The organism is Streptomyces umbrinus, from assembly GCF_030817415.1.
GTDB classification, from domain to species: Bacteria; Actinomycetota; Actinomycetes; order Streptomycetales; family Streptomycetaceae; genus Streptomyces; species Streptomyces umbrinus_A.
Genome location: NZ_JAUSZI010000002.1, coordinates 7,705,105 through 7,721,040 on the forward strand (window position 1 = coordinate 7,705,105; position 15,936 = coordinate 7,721,040).

General features: G+C 70.5%; 13 protein-coding genes. 4 read left to right on the forward strand and 9 right to left on the reverse strand.

Annotated features, from left to right (window positions below; translation table 11 throughout):
* Positions 1-114 precede the first annotated feature (114 nt).
* From QF035_RS34080 to QF035_RS34105, 6 genes are all read right to left on the reverse strand, one after another.
* Positions 115-1,026: a TauD/TfdA dioxygenase family protein gene (locus QF035_RS34080; RefSeq protein WP_307524384.1), complete on the reverse strand. Its 912-nt coding sequence runs from the start codon at positions 1,024-1,026 to the stop codon at positions 115-117.
* A gap of 39 nt (positions 1,027-1,065) precedes the next feature.
* A complete protein-coding gene (locus QF035_RS34085; protein WP_307524386.1) occupies positions 1,066-2,454 on the reverse strand; it encodes an LLM class flavin-dependent oxidoreductase in 1,389 nt (462 codons plus the stop codon).
* A complete protein-coding gene (locus QF035_RS34090; RefSeq protein ID WP_307524388.1) occupies positions 2,451-3,266 on the reverse strand; it encodes an ABC transporter ATP-binding protein in 816 nt (271 codons plus the stop codon). The genes QF035_RS34085 and QF035_RS34090 overlap by 4 nt, the downstream gene beginning before the upstream one ends.
* Entirely contained in the window at positions 3,242-4,111 is an 870-nt protein-coding gene (locus tag QF035_RS34095; protein ID WP_307524390.1) for an ABC transporter permease, read from the reverse strand. The genes QF035_RS34090 and QF035_RS34095 overlap by 25 nt, the downstream gene beginning before the upstream one ends.
* Complete coding sequence (locus QF035_RS34100; RefSeq protein ID WP_307524392.1) at positions 4,108-5,175, reverse strand: ABC transporter substrate-binding protein; 1,068 nt, start codon at positions 5,173-5,175, stop codon at positions 4,108-4,110. The genes QF035_RS34095 and QF035_RS34100 overlap by 4 nt, the downstream gene beginning before the upstream one ends.
* 327 nt (positions 5,176-5,502) lie before the next feature.
* The gene (locus QF035_RS34105) at positions 5,503-6,780 is read right to left on the reverse strand and encodes an ROK family transcriptional regulator (RefSeq protein WP_307524394.1); all 1,278 of its coding nucleotides are present in this window, start codon (positions 6,778-6,780) and stop codon (positions 5,503-5,505) included.
* A 532-nt stretch (positions 6,781-7,312) separates the two neighbouring features.
* On the opposite strand from QF035_RS34105, the gene QF035_RS34110 reads away from it, so the two are divergent.
* Positions 7,313-7,894: a biotin transporter BioY gene (locus QF035_RS34110; RefSeq protein ID WP_307524396.1), complete on the forward strand. Its 582-nt coding sequence runs from the start codon at positions 7,313-7,315 to the stop codon at positions 7,892-7,894.
* A gap of 95 nt (positions 7,895-7,989) precedes the next feature.
* On the opposite strand, the gene QF035_RS34115 is transcribed toward QF035_RS34110, so the two are convergent.
* Positions 7,990-8,742, reverse strand: a complete 753-nt coding sequence (locus QF035_RS34115; protein ID WP_307524397.1) for a hypothetical protein — start codon at positions 8,740-8,742, stop codon at positions 7,990-7,992.
* 196 nt (positions 8,743-8,938) lie between these two features.
* Between QF035_RS34115 and QF035_RS34120 the strand changes: the two genes are divergently transcribed.
* Positions 8,939-11,260 (forward strand): serine/threonine-protein kinase, encoded by a 2,322-nt coding sequence (locus QF035_RS34120; RefSeq protein WP_373466777.1) that lies wholly within the window; start codon positions 8,939-8,941, stop codon positions 11,258-11,260.
* A gap of 95 nt (positions 11,261-11,355) precedes the next feature.
* On the opposite strand, the gene QF035_RS34125 is transcribed toward QF035_RS34120, so the two are convergent.
* Positions 11,356-12,828, reverse strand: a complete 1,473-nt coding sequence (locus QF035_RS34125) for an amino acid permease (protein ID WP_055618210.1) — start codon at positions 12,826-12,828, stop codon at positions 11,356-11,358.
* 321 nt (positions 12,829-13,149) lie between these two features.
* Between QF035_RS34125 and QF035_RS34130 the strand changes: the two genes are divergently transcribed.
* Together QF035_RS34130 and QF035_RS34135 are read left to right on the forward strand one after the other, a co-directional pair.
* Positions 13,150-13,635 (forward strand): ribose-5-phosphate isomerase, encoded by a 486-nt coding sequence (locus QF035_RS34130; protein ID WP_307524398.1) that lies wholly within the window; start codon positions 13,150-13,152, stop codon positions 13,633-13,635.
* 124 nt (positions 13,636-13,759) lie between these two features.
* On the forward strand, positions 13,760-14,569 hold the full coding sequence (locus tag QF035_RS34135; RefSeq protein ID WP_307524400.1) for an Fpg/Nei family DNA glycosylase: 810 nt from the start codon (positions 13,760-13,762) through the stop codon (positions 14,567-14,569).
* Positions 14,570-14,625: 56 nt separating this feature from the next.
* Here QF035_RS34135 and QF035_RS34140 read toward each other — a convergent pair whose 3' ends face one another.
* Positions 14,626-15,861, reverse strand: coding sequence for a GNAT family N-acetyltransferase (locus QF035_RS34140; protein ID WP_307524402.1), 1,236 nt, complete (start codon positions 15,859-15,861; stop codon positions 14,626-14,628).
* Positions 15,862-15,936: the final 75 nt, after the last annotated feature.

Here is a 15,936-nt window from a genome sequence, read left to right on the forward strand (position 1 = left end):
GGGCGGTCCCTTGTGTGCGAGGGCAAAAACGCCCACAGTCTGGGCGGCCCCTCCGCCCGCACGGAGAGGCCGCCCACTATGTGGACATACTCGACACGGAGTGCGAGATTCCGATTACGCGGCCGTCGGGTACGTGGCGACCGACGTGTAGTGCGAGGCGTCCCCCTGGATCGAGTAGCTCTCCTTGCCCTCGATGCCGACCGGCACGTCACCGGCGACCGTCACCCGGTTCAGACGGCGCGGCAGGCCGTCGTAGTTGTCGATGGCGTAGTGCTGGGTGATGCGGTTGTCGAAGAGGACGAGCTGGTTCGGGGACCAGCGGTGGCGCAGGACGTTCTCGGGCCGGGTGACGTACGCCTGGAGCAGGTCGAGGACCTTGCGGGACTCGCTCACCGACAGGCCGACGATCCGCTGTGCGAAGCCGCCGATGAACAGCCCGCGCTCACCGGTCAGCGGGTGGACGCGGACGACGGGGTGGGCGGTGCGGTACTTGATGGACGTGAACCGGGCGCGCTGGGCGGCCTGTTCCTCGTCCACCTCCTCCTCGGGGACGGCGTAGTCGTAGTCGTTGGTGTGCTCGGCCCACAGGGTGTCGGCGAGCAGCCGGAGCGGTTCGGGCAGGTTGCGGTAGGCGGCGGCCGAGCTGGCGATCAGCGTCTCGCCCCCGTACGGCGGGATCGTGATGCTGCGCAGGGTGCTGGCCTGCGGAGGGTTGAGGACGAAGGTGACGTCGGTGTGCCAGTTGTTGGCGGCCCGGCCGCGCTCGCTGTCGACGGGCAGCACGTTCGGGGCGCCCTCGACGGCGGGCACGGTCGGGTGGGCGGTGGTCAGGTCGCCGAAGTGACGGGCGAAGGCCTGCTGTCCCTCGTCGTCGAGGTGCACGTCGTCGAAGACCAGGGCCTTGTGGACGTTGAGGGCGTCGCGGAGGGCGGTGACGGTCTCCTGGTCGAGCGGCTCGGAGATGTCGACGCCGGATATCTGGGCGCCGATCCTCGCGGTGACCTTGCGGATCTCGATGTCGGACATGGGGTTCCTTTCGCTTTCGGAGCGGGCTCGGACTCGGGCTCAGACTCGGGCGAGCGCTGGGGCTGGGGCGGTGACGTACTGGTTGGCGGGGCGCGGGAGTCCGTATCTCTCGCGCAGGGTCTGCCGGGGGCCGTACTCCTCGCGGAGCAGACCGCGGGCGCGCAGGAGCGGGACGACGTGGTCGACGAAGGCGTCGAGGCCGGACGGCAGGACCGCGGGCATGATGTTGAAGCCGTCGGCGGCGCCGCTGGTGAACCACTGCTCGATGGCGTCGGCGACCTGCTCGGGCGTCCCGGCGAAGGTGAGGTGCCCGCGCCCGCCGCCGAGCCGTCCGATCAGCTGCCGCACGGTGAGGCGTTCGCGCCGGGCCAGCTCCACCACGAGCGTGTAGCGGCTCTTGGCGCCCTCGATGACGCTCTCCGGAGGCAGGTCGGAGGGAAGTTCGGCATCCAACTCCAGTGATCCCGGCGCCAGTTGCAGCAGGGCTTCCAGGCGGCCCACGCCGTGCGCGTACACGATGTGGTCCTCCAGGACCTGTTCCGCCGCGAGCGCCTCGCTCTCCGTCGAACCGATGACGGGGACGATGCCGGGCAGCACCTTGATGTGGTCGGGGTCGCGGCCGGCCGCCGCCGTACGGGACTTGAGGTCGGCGTAGAAGGCCTGCGCGTCCTCGATGGTCTGCTGGGCGGTGAACACCGCCTCCGCGTACCGGGCCGCGAACTCCTTGCCGTCCTCGGACGAGCCCGCCTGCACGAGGAGCGGGTAACCCTGCGGGGTGCGCGGCACGTTGAGGGCGCCCTCAACGCTGAAGTACCGGCCCTTGTGCCGGGCGGGGTGGACTCTCGTGTCGTCGCCCCAGACGCCGGCCACCTTGTCGGCGACGATCGCGTCGTCCTCCCAGCTGTCCCAGAGCTTCAGGGCCACGTCGAGGAACTCGGCGGCACGGGCGATGGGGGTCCCCCCGCTCGAGCGAAGTCGAGAGTGGGGGAGCTCGGCGTGCGCGGGTTCCGCGTCGAGACCGAAGTTGCGGGCGGCCTCGGCACCCGCCGTGGTGACGATGTTCCAGCCCGCCCGGCCGCCGCTGATGATGTCGAGCGAGGCGAACTTGCGGGCCAGGTTGTAGGGCGAGTTGTAGGAAGTGGAGGCGGTGGCGATCAGGCCGATGTGCTCGGTGGCCGTCGCCAGCGCGGTGAGCAGGGTGAGCGGCTCCAGGGCGCCGGCCGGCCGCTGGGCGAGGTTGCCCCACAGCTGCGGTCCGTCGGCGAGGAAGAGCGAGTCGAAGGTCCCGCGCTCGGCGATCCGGGCCAGGTGGACGTAGTGGCCGAGCTCCACATGGGCGTACGGATCGCTCTCCGGAAGCCGCCACGACGCCTCGTGGTGACCGGTGTTCATGAGGAAGGCGTTGAGGTGCAGTCTGCGCTCGGTCACTGGGGGTCCTCCGCGTGCTCGTGGTGCTGGGGGCGGTCGTCGGCCCTGTCGGTCCCGTCGGTCCCGTCGGTCCCGTGGTGGTCGTGGTGCTCCGTGACGCCGAGGGCGGTGAGGAGCCGCTCGCGGTACTCGCCGAGCAGCGGGTCGCGGTACGAGCGGGGGTGCGGGCGGTCGATGGTCAGGTCGAGGCCGATCCGGCCCTCGTCGAGCACGAGCACCCGGTCGGCCAGCACGATCGCCTCGTCCACGTCGTGGGTGACGAGCAGGACGGAGGGCCGGTGGCGCTCCCACAGCTCACGCAGCAGGGTGTGCATACGGATCCGGGTGAGCGCGTCCAGCGCACCGAACGGCTCGTCCGCCAGCAGGAGTTCGGGCTCGCGGACGAGGGAGCGGGCCAGGGCCGCGCGCTGTGCCTCGCCGCCGGACAGCTCGTTGGGCCAGGCCCGTTCGCGGCCCGCGAGACCCACCTCGGCGAGGGCGGCACGGCCCCGCCGCTCGGCCTCCTTGCCGTCGAGACCGAGCAGGACGTTGTCGAGGACGCGCTGCCAGGGCAGCAGCCGGGAGTCCTGGAAGACCACGGACACCCTTGACGGGGCCGTGAGTTGACCGCTTCCCGCCACCTCGTGGTCGAGTCCCGCGACCGCCCGCAGCAGCGTGCTCTTGCCGGAGCCGCTGTGCCCGAGCAGCGCGGTGAACTGTCCGGCGGGAAGGTCGAGGTCGATGCCGTCCAGGACCGTGTGTCCGTCGAACGACCTTGTCAGGCCTCGGAGTTGGACGGCGGGACGGGTCAGCTGCTCAGCGTGCGGCGCCATGACAGCACCCTCCGTTCGATCAGACGGACCGCGCTGTCGGAGATCAGGCCGAAGATGCCGTAGACGACCAGGCCGACGAGGATGACGTCCGTCTGGCCGTAGTTCTGGGCCTGGAACATCATGTAGCCGAGCCCGCTGGTGGCGTTGATCTGCTCCAGCACGACCAGGCCCAGCCAGGAGCCGGTCACTCCGAGCCGCAGCCCGACGAAGAAGCCGGGCAGCGCGCCCGGGATGACGATCCGCCGGATGAAGGCGTACCTCGACAGGCCCTGGACCTCCGCGAGTTCGACGAAGCGGCTGTCGATGCCGGACAGCGCGGCGTGCGTGTTCAGGTAGATCGGGATGTAGACGACGATCGCGATGATCGCGATCTTGAAGGTCTCGCCGATGCCCAGCCAGAGGATGAACAGCGGGATCAGACCGAGCGTCGGGATCGCCCGGTTGAGCTGCACCGATCCGTCGATCAGCGCCTCGCCGGTCCGGCTGAGCCCGGAAGCAAGCGCGAGGGCGATGCCCGCGGTCAGCCCGATCGCGAAACCGGAGCCGGCGCGTTGCAGTGAGGTCAGGATGTCGGTGGGCAGTGTGCCGTCGGTCCACAGATGGACGCCGGTCTCCAGCACCGTCCAGGGAGCCGGGATCGCACCCGGATCGAGCTGCCCGGCGGCGGAGGCCGCGGCCCACAGGGCGAGCAGCAGGGCCGGGCCGAGGAAGCGGGTGGCGGGCAGCCGCTTGCCGGGGGAGAGCCGGCGGCGCCTGCGGACCTGGGGATTTTCCACGGTGGCCGCGAGGGGCGTGGCGGCGGTCGTGGTTCCGGCAGCGGTCGTGGTCGTGGTCACGGCGCTCACCTCCGGTACTCCGCCGGTACGGACTTCGCCGCGATGCCCTCGAAGCGCCGGTCGAAGAGGGAGTCGACCTTGAACCCCTTCACGAAGCCGCCCTCGGCCAGCAGGTCGGCGGTCTCCTGCTCCCACTTCACCGCTTCGTCCCAACTCGGCGGGAACAGCGGCTTGTTGGCGAGCTCGGTGATCGAACGCGCCTGCGCGAGCGTGAGGTTCTGCGTCTTCACGTAGAACTCCTCGTTCCAGGCGTCGGGGTGCTCGTACGCCCACACCGCGCCCTTCGCCCAGCGCGGGATGTACGCGGCGACGGCGGCGGCCTTCGCGGGGTCGGCGAGCACGGAGGTCGGCGCCCACAGCAGGTTCAGCAGGTCCACGACGTCCGTGGTGATGACATGGGCGCCCTTGGACCCGTACTGCTTGAGATACGCGGGTGACTGGGCGTTGGCGAGCGGGGCGATGTCCACCTGGCCCGCCTGGAGCGCGGTGAGGAACTGGTTGCTGGTCAGCGGCACCAGATCGACGTCGTCGTAGGCCAGCCCGGCCTGCTTCAACGCCCGCAGCAGTACGACCCCCTGTGCCTGCCCCTGCGAGAAGGCGAGCTTCTTGCCCTTGAAGCCCTGGACGTCCTGGATGTCGCTGCCGGGCTTGGTGGCGAAGAGGTAGTTGGGCTTGCGGGTGACGTTGATCGCGACGATCTTCGCGTCGAAGCCCTGGTAGTGCGCCTGGATGGGCGGGATGCCCGCGTTGTTGCCGACGTCCAGGGACTGGGCACGGAAGGCGTTGATGACATCGGGCCCCGCGCCGAGGTTCGGCCAGTCGGCCACCTTGAACGGCAGGTCGGACAGGCCCGCGAGCTTGAACTGCAGCTGCTGGACGCCCTGGTAGGAGGCGATCTTCAGGCTCGTACCGGACGGGACCTTGTCCGCCAGCGGGGCGGACGTGGACCCCTTGACCCCGGTGTCGGCGGCACTGCTGCCCGCGCAGCCACTGAGCCCGGCCGCGGCGGCGGCCCCGAGCAGGGACGAGAGGAAGAGACGTCGGTCGGCACCGGAGGCGGACGGAGGTGGCATGGGAGGACTCCCTGAATTCATTGGGGCAGGCAGATCCGCGGCATTCCGGACAACTCCGGGCAGGGCGAAGCCGGGAACGCGGAAGGTGCGCAGGGGTGGGCACACGTGGAGGCACACGCGGAGGGCGTGGCGGTGGTGGCAGAGGACGCCGGCGGATCGGCGAAGAACGCGGACGGACCGGTGGGCGGAGAGCGCCCGTGGATCGTCGTCAGTGCGTCAACGCGTCAGCGGCAACAGGTCGACGCGTCAGCAACAGAAGGTGCGACAGCTCATGGGCACGATGCTCCTGGCCAGGCACAAGGCCTGTCAACATTCGGATTTTCTGAATTAAATCGGCCCCGGTGAGGAGCCCGAGGAACTGCTCGACGGCGTGCTGGACGGCATGCTCAGCGGATCCCGGTAGAGCACGTCCAGAGCCACCGAACCACCGGCCACGGCGAGCACGGAGTCCGGGAAGCTGGTCGGCACGACGGCCGCCGCCCGGTCAGGACCGACCTCCTCACGCAGCGCGGCGAGGCAGTCCTCCCGATGGACGGCGCCCATCTCCGTGACGACGACCGTGTCCGGGTTGAGCACGTCGAGCAGGAGCCCCGCCGCACGGCCGACCATCCGGGCGCGGTGCAGCAGCAGACGTACGGCGACGGGGTCGCCGTCGGCCGCGGCGGCGAGGATCTGCATGGGGTCGGAGGTCCGGACGACCCCGGCCTCGCGCGCCCTCCTGCACAGGGTCCGCTCGCTCAACTCGGCCTGCAGGCAGCCGGTCCGGCCGCAGTCGCAGCGTTCCGTGCCGCCCGCGAGCGGGAGATGGGCGATCGCGCCGGACTGGGAACGAGGGCCGTGGTGGACCTCGTCGTGGGTGGCGAAGGCGGCGTCCACGACGTTACCGACGAAGAGGTGCAGCAGGCTGCGGCCGCCACCGGCGGTCCGCCCGAAGAGCCGCTCTCCGTTGACCAGGGCCCGCGCGTGCCCGTCGACGTGCACGGGCAGGCCGGTGAGCGCGTGGATCACCTCGCGCGCGCGGACGTCCCGCCAGCCGAGGAGCGGGTGTTCGACGATGGTCCCGGAGTCCCGGTCCACCCAGCCGCCGGTGGCCACGCCGATACCGAGGGGGACCCGGCCGGGGGCGGCCGCGAGCAGGGCACGCAGCCCGGAGGCGGCGTCGGCCAGTACCGGGCCGGGGGCAGGGGGCGGGGCCTGTTGGCCGCTGTCCCCGCCCTCCTCCTCGTGGTTCAGGCGGCGTTCGGCGACGACACGGCCGCGCAGGTCCAGGAGGGCGACGGTCGTGTACGGCACCGCCACGTGCACGCCGCCGACCACGAACCGGGAGTCGTCCAGGTCGACCGGTACGTGGGGGCGGCCGACTCCGTTCGACCGCCGGAGTGTTGCGGCCTCCTGGATCAGGCCGAGTGCGGTGAGGCGGTTGCAGTGGTCGGTGACCGACGCCGGGGAGAGGCCGGTCAGCCGGGCGATGGTGCTGCGGGCGACCGGGCCGTGCGCCAGCACCGACCGCAGGATGGCGCTGGCGCTGGTACGCCGGCGGTCGCTGTCGACGGCTCGGCGGGTGGGAACGAGGAGGGGAGCGGGTGCGAGGGAGGAGAGAGGCATGGAGGACTTCCTCGGGAACTGTGTCCGACACTGCGCCGACGTCTGCTGTCTTGTCTCGTCTCGGCGAGCCGGATGAATCCCTCCGCGCCCGCCTCAGCGGTGGCGACAGGTGGCCGTGCCCTGGCGTCGCAGATCGACATAGCGACGCGACACGAAGTTCCTGGCTTGGGCGACCATGGGGTGAAGGGTAGGTGGTGGGTGCCCTGTCCGGCCAGGGGCGCTTTTCTTCGCCCCCAGACCCCCACAATGGGGGTCCCCCCGCTCGAGCGAAGCCGAGAGTGGGGGAGGGTAGGGGCGGCGGGGGCGAGAACCCTTTGGCGGGACCCTACAGACGGCGTCAGTCGCCACCCCGTCGGGAACCCCACCCCACCTCAGTGACCAGCATCACGCCCTCACGGGTGTACACCACACCCTTTGTAAGAGGTCCACCACACACTGGATCCCCCCTTTGTCGACCGCTGACGGTGCTACCCCCAACACCCCTGGGATAGCGTCACCGTGTCCCGAACTGCCCACACCCGCCGGAGCCCCCATGACCACCGCCGTCGCCCCCACCCGCCCGGGCCAGGTAATCGCCGACCTGCTCCCCGCCTCCCGCGTAAGGGACGCCGCACTCGTGGCAGGCGGCGCCGCGCTCACGGGCCTCGCGGCCCAGATAGCGGTCCCGGTCCCGGGCTCCCCGGTCCCGGTGACGGGCCAGACCTTCGCGGCCCTCCTCGTGGGCACCGCACTCGGCACCGGCCGAGGCCTCGCCTCCCTCGCGATCTACGCGCTGCTGGGTCTGGCAGGCGTCCCGTGGTTCGCCGAGGGCAGCGCCGGCGCCACCGTGTCCTTCGGCTACATCCTCGGCATGCTGCTCGCGGCCACCGTCGTGGGCGCCCTCGCCCGCCGCGGCGCCGACCGCTCGGTCGTACGCATGGCCGGCACGATGCTCCTGGGCGAGGCGATCATCTACGCGATCGGCGTCCCGTACCTGGCGTTCGCCGCCGACATGACGCTGACCCAGGCCATCGCGGCGGGCCTCACCCCGTTCCTCCTCGGCGACGCGCTCAAGGCCGCCCTCGCGATGGGCGTGCTGCCCACCGCCTGGAAGTTCGTCAAGCGCGAGGGCTGACGGCGCCGTACGCCCGCCCACCCCCTACGGCGCCTCCGCGGTGAGACCGCGGAGGCGCCGTACGCGTACCTGTCGTGCTGTGGGGATCGGGGGCCCTACGACCCGCTCCGCTGAGGCCGCCGCTGCGTCCACCACAGGCCCGCCGCGCCCGCGGAGATCAGCGCCGCGCCGACCGCGCCGAGCGGCAGGATCCGGTCGGCCGGACCGGTCTTGGGCAGTTCCTTGCCGCCCGACTTGTTGCCGCCGGCCTTGTCGCTGCCCGGGGTGACCGGGCTGTTGTCGGTGCCGAGCAGGAGCGGCGTCGCCGGTGCGTTCGGCGACGGGTTGTTCGCGCCGAACGGGACCGGGCCCTGCTGCCAGAACGTCTTCTTCCCGTCGGCGTCCTGGACGGGCAGGCAGATCTTGCCCTCCTTCTTCAGATCGAACGTCGCGTCCACGGCGTACGACTTCGACTTGCCGGCCGCGAGATTGTCGATGGCACATGCGAAACCACTGTTCGAACCTTCAGGGAGGTCTTTCTCGGCGATTTCCGCACAGCCCTCGACACCCTTGACCGAGAGGCCATCAAAACCGACCACAAGCAGTCGGATTTCGCCGCTGTCCTTCGTCCCCCCGTTCTTTACCGTGGCGGTAATCGCCGTTTCCTGTGAGCTGTTGTCGACCTCGATCTTCTCGGGCAGCAGCGTCGTCAGCTCGACACCCGAGGGTGCCTTGTCAACGGCCTTTCCCCCCTTGCCGCTCATCGGCCCTTCGTCGTCCGCACCGGCGGAGAAGGAAAAGATCATCACTGCCGAGAAAGATGCAGTGAGCAGCGATCCTGTGGCGATCGTCATGCGACGAGAACTCATGTTCGTCCCCCTTGTATCCCCCTGACTGCGCCTGAATTCGCAGTCTTTGAAGTGGTACCACAAGATTTCTCCCCACTATGCTGGTGTGGCACGAAGTTGTGACCATTGTGCTTCTTTGCGGTTCTTCTGTGGCGGGTGTTGAAGGGGGGGCATGGGGGTGCCGGAAATAACGAGGGGCGGTATTCCGGGATTGCTGGTGACGGGCCGTTACCGGCTGACCGAGAGCATCGGTCAGGGGGGAATGGGACGGGTGTGGCGGGCGGTCGACGAAGTCCTCGACCGACAGGTCGCCGTCAAGGAAATGCGTATAGACGGCATGGACCAGGAGGACACCCGGACCCGTCGCGAACGCACCCTGCGCGAGGCCAGGGCCACGGCCCGGATCGACCACCCCAACGTCGTGCGCGTGTACGACGTGGTGGACCAGGGCGAACGGCTGTGGATCGTGATGGAACTGGTCGACGGCCGCTCCCTGGACAGGGTCCTGGCGGAGGACGGGCCGCTGAGCCCGCGCGGCACGGCACGGATCGGGCTCGGACTGGTCGCCGCGCTCGGCCAGGTGCACGCGGGGGGCGTGCTGCACCGGGACATCAAGCCCGCCAACGTCCTGGTCGAGCAGCGCGCGGGCCGGGTCGTCCTCACCGACTTCGGCATCGCCGCGATCCAGGACGCCGAGGCGCTGACGATGGCGGGGATGCTGGTCGGCTCCCCCGACTACATGGCACCGGAGCGGGTCTCCGGTCGCCCCCAGGGCCCGCCGTCCGACCTCTGGTCCCTCGGCGCCACCCTCTGCGCGGCCCTCGGCGGGCGCTCCCCCTTCTCCCGCGCGACCACCCTCGCCACCCTGCACGCCGTGCTGTACGAGGAGCCGGAGATCCCGTCCGGGGCGGGGGAGTTGAGGGAGGTCCTGTCGGCCCTGCTGCTCAAGGACCCGTCGGTACGGCCCGGCCTGGAGGAACTGGCGGAGATCCTCGGGCCGGTGGCGGACGGGAGTACCGGGGCGTCCGCGCCGCCGGGCGCGACGGCCGGGCTGGGTACGGCGGTTGGGCCGGGCGCGGTGGTTGGTCCGGAGCGGGCCGAGCCGACTGGGCCGGCCGAGCCGGTTCGGCCGGTCGGCCTCGGGGAGGGGGAGCGGACCACTCCGGGAGCGGCGGCGAAGCCCGGAACGGGAGCGGGAGAGGGAGCGGGAGCAGGTTCTGAATCCGGTCCGGCTGCGGGTCCCGCTCCAGGACCCGGGTCCGGGTCCGAGTCCGGGTCCGTTTCCGGGTCCGTTTCCGGGTCCGGGTCCGGGCCTGAATCCGGGGCGCGACCGGGAGCCGTACCGGCGGCTGCCCGTACGGCCGAGTCCTCACCCGGTGTCGCCGGTCAGGCACCACCGGAGTCCCACGCGGCGGCCCCGGCACCACCGATCGAACCTCCGCCGCCGACCGAACGTCCGACACCTCTGTTCCTGCGGATCCCTGCCCTGGAGCCGCCGCCCGTCCCCCCGCCGACGACGGGCGGGGGCGGGGGCGGGGGCGGGGGCGATCCGAGGCTGGCGGCGCCGGTGGAGGACGCGGTACCGGTACGGCGTACGCCGACGATCGAGGGCCCGGCCCCGGCTCCGACCCCGGCTCAAGCTCCGGAGGAACCCGCCCCCGAACCGCTCCCCACAGAGCCCACAGGCCCCACAGGCCCAACCGGCATGGGCGGCGGCCCCACCACTCCCGCAGGCCCCACACCCCCCGACCCCGAGAACGCGTCCTCCGAGGCGCCGCCCCAGGGCACTCCCGAAATCCCCTCCGCGGGAGCGGCCGGGAACAACTCGGTCCCCACAAGGCCCCGGTCCGCCCCGATGCCGCCGGGCGAACCGCTCGGCCCCGCCGTGCCGTCCGACCCGCGCCGGAACCGGACCTGGAGCCGGAACCGCAAGGGAGCCGTGGCCGTCGCGGGTGTGGTCGTCGCCGGTGTCGTAGCCGCCCTGGTGATCCCGGCGCTCGGCGGATCCCCGGACGACAAGGACAAGGCCTCTCCCCCCTCTTCCTCCTCCGCCACCACAGGCGGCACCCCGACCACCCCGCCCCCCACGGTCGCGGGCACCGCACGGCCGCCCACCCTCCCGGAGGGCTCCCGTACGGAGGCGGGCATGTACGCGTGGGTCCCGCCCGAGGGGTGGGAACGGGTGGTGCAGAGCGGCGCCGAGGTCCACTACACCTCCCCGGACCGCAAACAGGAGATCCTCGCCAACGCGGCTCCGGCCCGGGGCGACCTGATGGACCAGTGGACGAAGACGGAGAAGGACACCAGCAAGGGCCTCGACTACCAGCGGATCCGGCTGGAGGAGACCACGTTCCGCGACGCGCCCGCGGTCGTCTGGGAGTACACGGTCACGGCCAAGGGACTGCCCTGGCACGCCCGGCTGCTCGGCTTCAACGCGGACGGCAAGTACTACGAGATCACCACCTGGTACCGCCCGGAGATCGAGGACCGCGCACTTCCGGTCTACGAGGAGGTCAAGGACAGCTTCACGCCCCTGTGACCCACGAGCCGGAGACCCGACGACCCCACGACACACGACGACGCCCCCGCGGAGAGTCCCGCGGAGGCGTCGTACGGAGAAACAGGTGAGGCCGTCTAGACCGTGGAGTCCTGCTCCTCCTGGAGCTCGGCCCGGGCCTTCCCGCGCCGCACCTTCTCCAGTACCAGCGCGATGCCGACGACGACGGCAGCCACAAGAAGCGACAGCAGTACGGTCTGGCGGCCGTCGTGCTCGGTGTCGGTGAGCATGTAGCCGAGGACGAAGACGATCAGCGCGATCGTCGCGTACGTCAGATACGGGTACAGCCACATCCGCACGACCAGCTTCTCCGGCGTCTCGCGCTCGATGATCTTCCGCATCCGCAGCTGCGAGAGGCAGATGACGAGCCAGACGAACAGGGCGACCGCACCGGAGGAGTTGACCAGGAAGAGGAAGACCGAGTCGGGGAACTCGTAGTTGAAGAACACCGCCACGAAGCCGAAGACGACCGAGGCGATGATCGCCGGCATCGGCACACCGCGGCCGGTGGTACGGGCGAAGGCCTTCGGGGCGTCACCGCGCTGGCCGAGCGAGAAGGCCATGCGGGAGGCCGTGTAGAGGCCGGAGTTGAGACAGGACAGTACGGACGTCAGCACGATGAACTTCATGATCTCGCCGGCGTTCGGGATGCCGAGCGAGTTCAGCGCGGCGACGTACGAGCCGTCCTTCTGGATGGCGTCCGAGTCCCAGGGCAGCAGCGTGACCACGACGAAGATCGAGCCGAGGTAGAAGACGCCGATCCGCCAGATGATGCTGTTGGTGGACTTGGTGACCGCGCGCTGCGGGTTCTCCGACTCGCCCGCCGCGAGGGTGGCGATCTCGCTGCCCATGAAGGAGAAGACGACGAGCAGGATGCCGGTGAGGATCGCGCCCGGCCCGTTCGGCAGGAACCCGCCGTGGTCGGTGAGGTTCCCGAGCCCTGCCGTGTCGCTGTCGACACCCGGCAGTACGCCGAAGACCGCGAGCCCGCCGATGACGATGAACGCGCCGATCGCGACGACCTTGATCCCGGCGAACCAGAACTCGAACTCGCCGTACGAGCCGACGGAGACCAGGTTCGTCGCGGTCAGGACGACCATGACGATGAGCGCCCAGCCCCACTGCGGTACGGCGGGGATCCAGCTCTCCAGGATCACGGCACCCGCGGTCGCCTCGATGGCGAGCACGACGACCCAGAAGAACCAGTACAGCCAGCCGATCGAGAACCCGGCCCACCGGCCGAGCGCACGGTCCGCGTGCGCGGAGAACGAACCCGAGGTCGGGTTCGCGGCGGACATCTCGCCGAGCATCCGCATCACGAGGACGACCATCGTGCCGACGAGGGCGTACGACAGGAGGATGCCGGGGCCCGCGGTGGCGATACCGGAGCTGGAGCCGACGAACAGGCCGGCGCCGATGACTCCGCCGATGGCGATCATCGAGAGGTGACGGTTCTTGAGCCCGGCCTGGAGACCGGCGTCGGGTCCCCCGGGTTCTCCGGGTCCGTCGGGGCCGTTTCCGGCCTTCGTCATAGTCGGCTGCGAGGTCATAGGACGGTGTTCCTTTGCGCCGGGGACTGTGGGGGAGGGGACTGAGTGGGGGGACTACGAGCCACCGCGGATATTGCGGATACCGCGGATTTCCTACGGGGAAGTCCGTACGAGCGGTGTACGGGCGATGCACACGAGGTGCACGAGCCGGTCCAGTGAATCCCAGGCGAATGGATTCGTGAACCTTTGAATCCAGATCGTTACTTGAGGTTTCCTTGAGGTTCTGTAGTGTTGCTCACACTTTTCCGTCATGCGACTCAGCGCATTTCGTGCGCCTGCCCCGACGGGGCCGATCGGAAACAGGCGTGTCACACTCGGACCATGCGCGTGTATCTCGGCTCCGACCATGCCGGTTTCGAACTCAAGAACCACCTCGTCGAGTGGCTCAGGGCGGCCGGGCACGAGCCCGTCGACTGCGGGCCCCTCATCTATGACGCCCAGGACGACTACCCGCCGTTCTGCCTCCGCGCCGCGGAGCGCACGGCGGCCGACCCGGGCTCGCTGGGCATCGTGATCGGCGGCTCGGGCAACGGGGAGCAGATCGCGGCGAACAAGGTCGAGGGTGTGCGGGCCGCGCTCGCGTGGAGCGAGCAGACCGCGGCGCTCGGGCGCGAGCACAACGACGCCAACGTGGTGGCTGTCGGTGCCCGCATGCACACCGAGGAGGAGGCGACCAAGTTCGTCGAGATCTTCCTCGGCACCCCGTTCTCCGGCGACGAGCGCCACACCCGCCGCATCGACATGCTGTCGACGTACGAGACGACGGGCAACCTCCCGGCAATCCCGGCCCACCACCCGCAGGGCTAGGAGAGGCTGAAGACCTCCCAGTTCCCCGCGCCCCTGAAGGGGCGCGGGGAACTGCGCGACCAGCCACAACGAACCCGCACGTACGTACGGTGTGGGCGTACCGCGACCCAAGCAGGAGGCCCCCGTGCCCGAAGGGCACACCATTCATCGGCTGGCCGAGGACTTCATCGGCGGCTTCGGTGGACGCAGGGCACGCGTCACCAGCCCCCAGGGCAAGTTCGCAGACGCCGCGGCCCTCCTGAACGGCACGGAATTCACCACGGCGGAAGCCCACGGCAAGCACCTCTTCCTCCGCTTCGAGTCCGAGGACTGGATCCACATCCACCTCGGCCTCTTCGGCAAAGTGAACTTCGGCACCACCCCCGCACCCCCACCCACGGACACGGTCCGCCTGAGACTCGCGAACGACACCACGTACGTGGACCTCCGCGGCCCGACCACCTGCACGCTGATCACGGACACGGAGAAGCAGGCGATACACGCCCGCCTGGGCCCGGACCCCCTGCGCGAGGACGCGGAACCGGCTCTCGCGTACACCCGCGTCTCCCGCAGCCGTACGACGATCGCCGCCCTCCTCATGGACCAGAAGATCATCGCGGGCGTCGGCAACGTCTACCGCGCCGAGGTCCTCTTCCGGCACGGCATCGACCCGTACAGGGCGGGCAGGGACATCACGCGGGCCGAGTGGGACGCGATCTGGGCGGACCTGGTCACGCTCATGCGCGAGGGCGTCCGCAACAACCGCATCGACACCGTCCGCCCGGAGCACGAGCCTGAGGCGATGGGCCGCCCGCCGCGCAAGGACGACCACGGCGGCGAGGTCTACGTGTACCGCAGGGCCAACCTGCCCTGCCTCATCTGTGGCGGCGAGATCCGCACCGCCGATCTCGCCGCCCGCAACCTCTTCTGGTGCCCGACCTGTCAGAAGACCTGAAGGCCGGTGGTGGCCTGAAAGCCATCAGGCCTGACAGCCGGCAGGTCCGATACCGCTCAGAAGCCGTGCGGCAGCCACGGGGCCACGGCGGAGGAGAAGCCGAGCGAGGCCTCCGCGAGGGCGCCCTGGCGGAGCTCCCGCACCCGCCCCGCCGCGGCGAGCGAGGCGAGGGACACGCCACCGAGATAGGCCGAACCCAACTCCCTTACGGACAGGGAGAGATCGGCCGCGTCGGCCGTCCGCGCGCAGGACGCTCCCTTCGCGTCACCCGTGAGCCGCCAACGCCCCTCGTTCCAGGGGCAGAAGGCGTCCTCGACCTCGAACACGACGTCCACCGGCGCCTGGTACGTCCGCGCCTCCAGCGCCGCGCCTACGTCGACGAGCCGTATGTACAGCGAGTCCCGGAACGACACATCGCACCGCCGGACGTCGGAGACCAGATGCTGCCAGGCGTCGTCGACGGGACGGCTGTGCGCCTTCACCGTCGACGTCAGGTCGATACCGAAGAGGTGCTGCCACAGCGCCGCGTACGCGGCCGGGTCGAGCGCCTCCAGGTCGCGCAGCTCGACGGCGCCCTTGGGGCCGGCCAGGTCCCAGTCCGGCTTGTTGAAGTACCGGGCGTAGCCCACGACTTCGCCGTCCCGCTCCGCGAGCACGCACTGCAGCGGCGACGTGCCCTTGCGGTCGCTCTCCGGGTCGAGCAGGGGCAGCCGCTCCCAGCCGGGCCTGCGCTCCAGCATCCCGGGCCGGGCGGCCACGTGACGCGCGTACACGGCCTCGCAGGCGTCGCGTACGGCCGGCGCGTCCGGTGCCACGAGCCGCAGCCGTACGTCGTCCGTGCCCTCCGGCACCGACAGCCGCACCCGGGACGTGTCGATCTCGGCGCGCAGTTGGTGTGTCGCCACGCCGTAGCCGAACCGGCCGTAGATGACGGGCTCGGATGCCGTGAGCACGGCGAGCGACTCGCCCCAGGACCGTACGTCGTCCAGCTGGCGCCGCATCATCGACCGCAGCACACCGCGCCTGCGGTGCGTGGAGGAGACGCTCACCATCGTGACGCCGGCCGCCTGCACGGCGGCGCCGCCCGGGACGGTGACCCGGAACGTGAACGCCCCGGCCGTGCCCACGCAGTCGTCGCCGTCCCAGGCACCGACGAACCGGTCGTGTTCCGTGAGGTCGCTCCACAGCGACCTCTCCTCGGGGGATTCCGCGACCCCGCCGAACGCGAGCTCCAGGTTCCCGTACCACTTGTCCCAGTCGTCCGGGCGCAGCACGCGTAGTTCTGTCGTCATGTCCTCATGCCTACCAGGGCAATCCGGGATGAGCGACTGTATTTCTCCCCGCCCGGCGATGTCGGGTCCGCATCC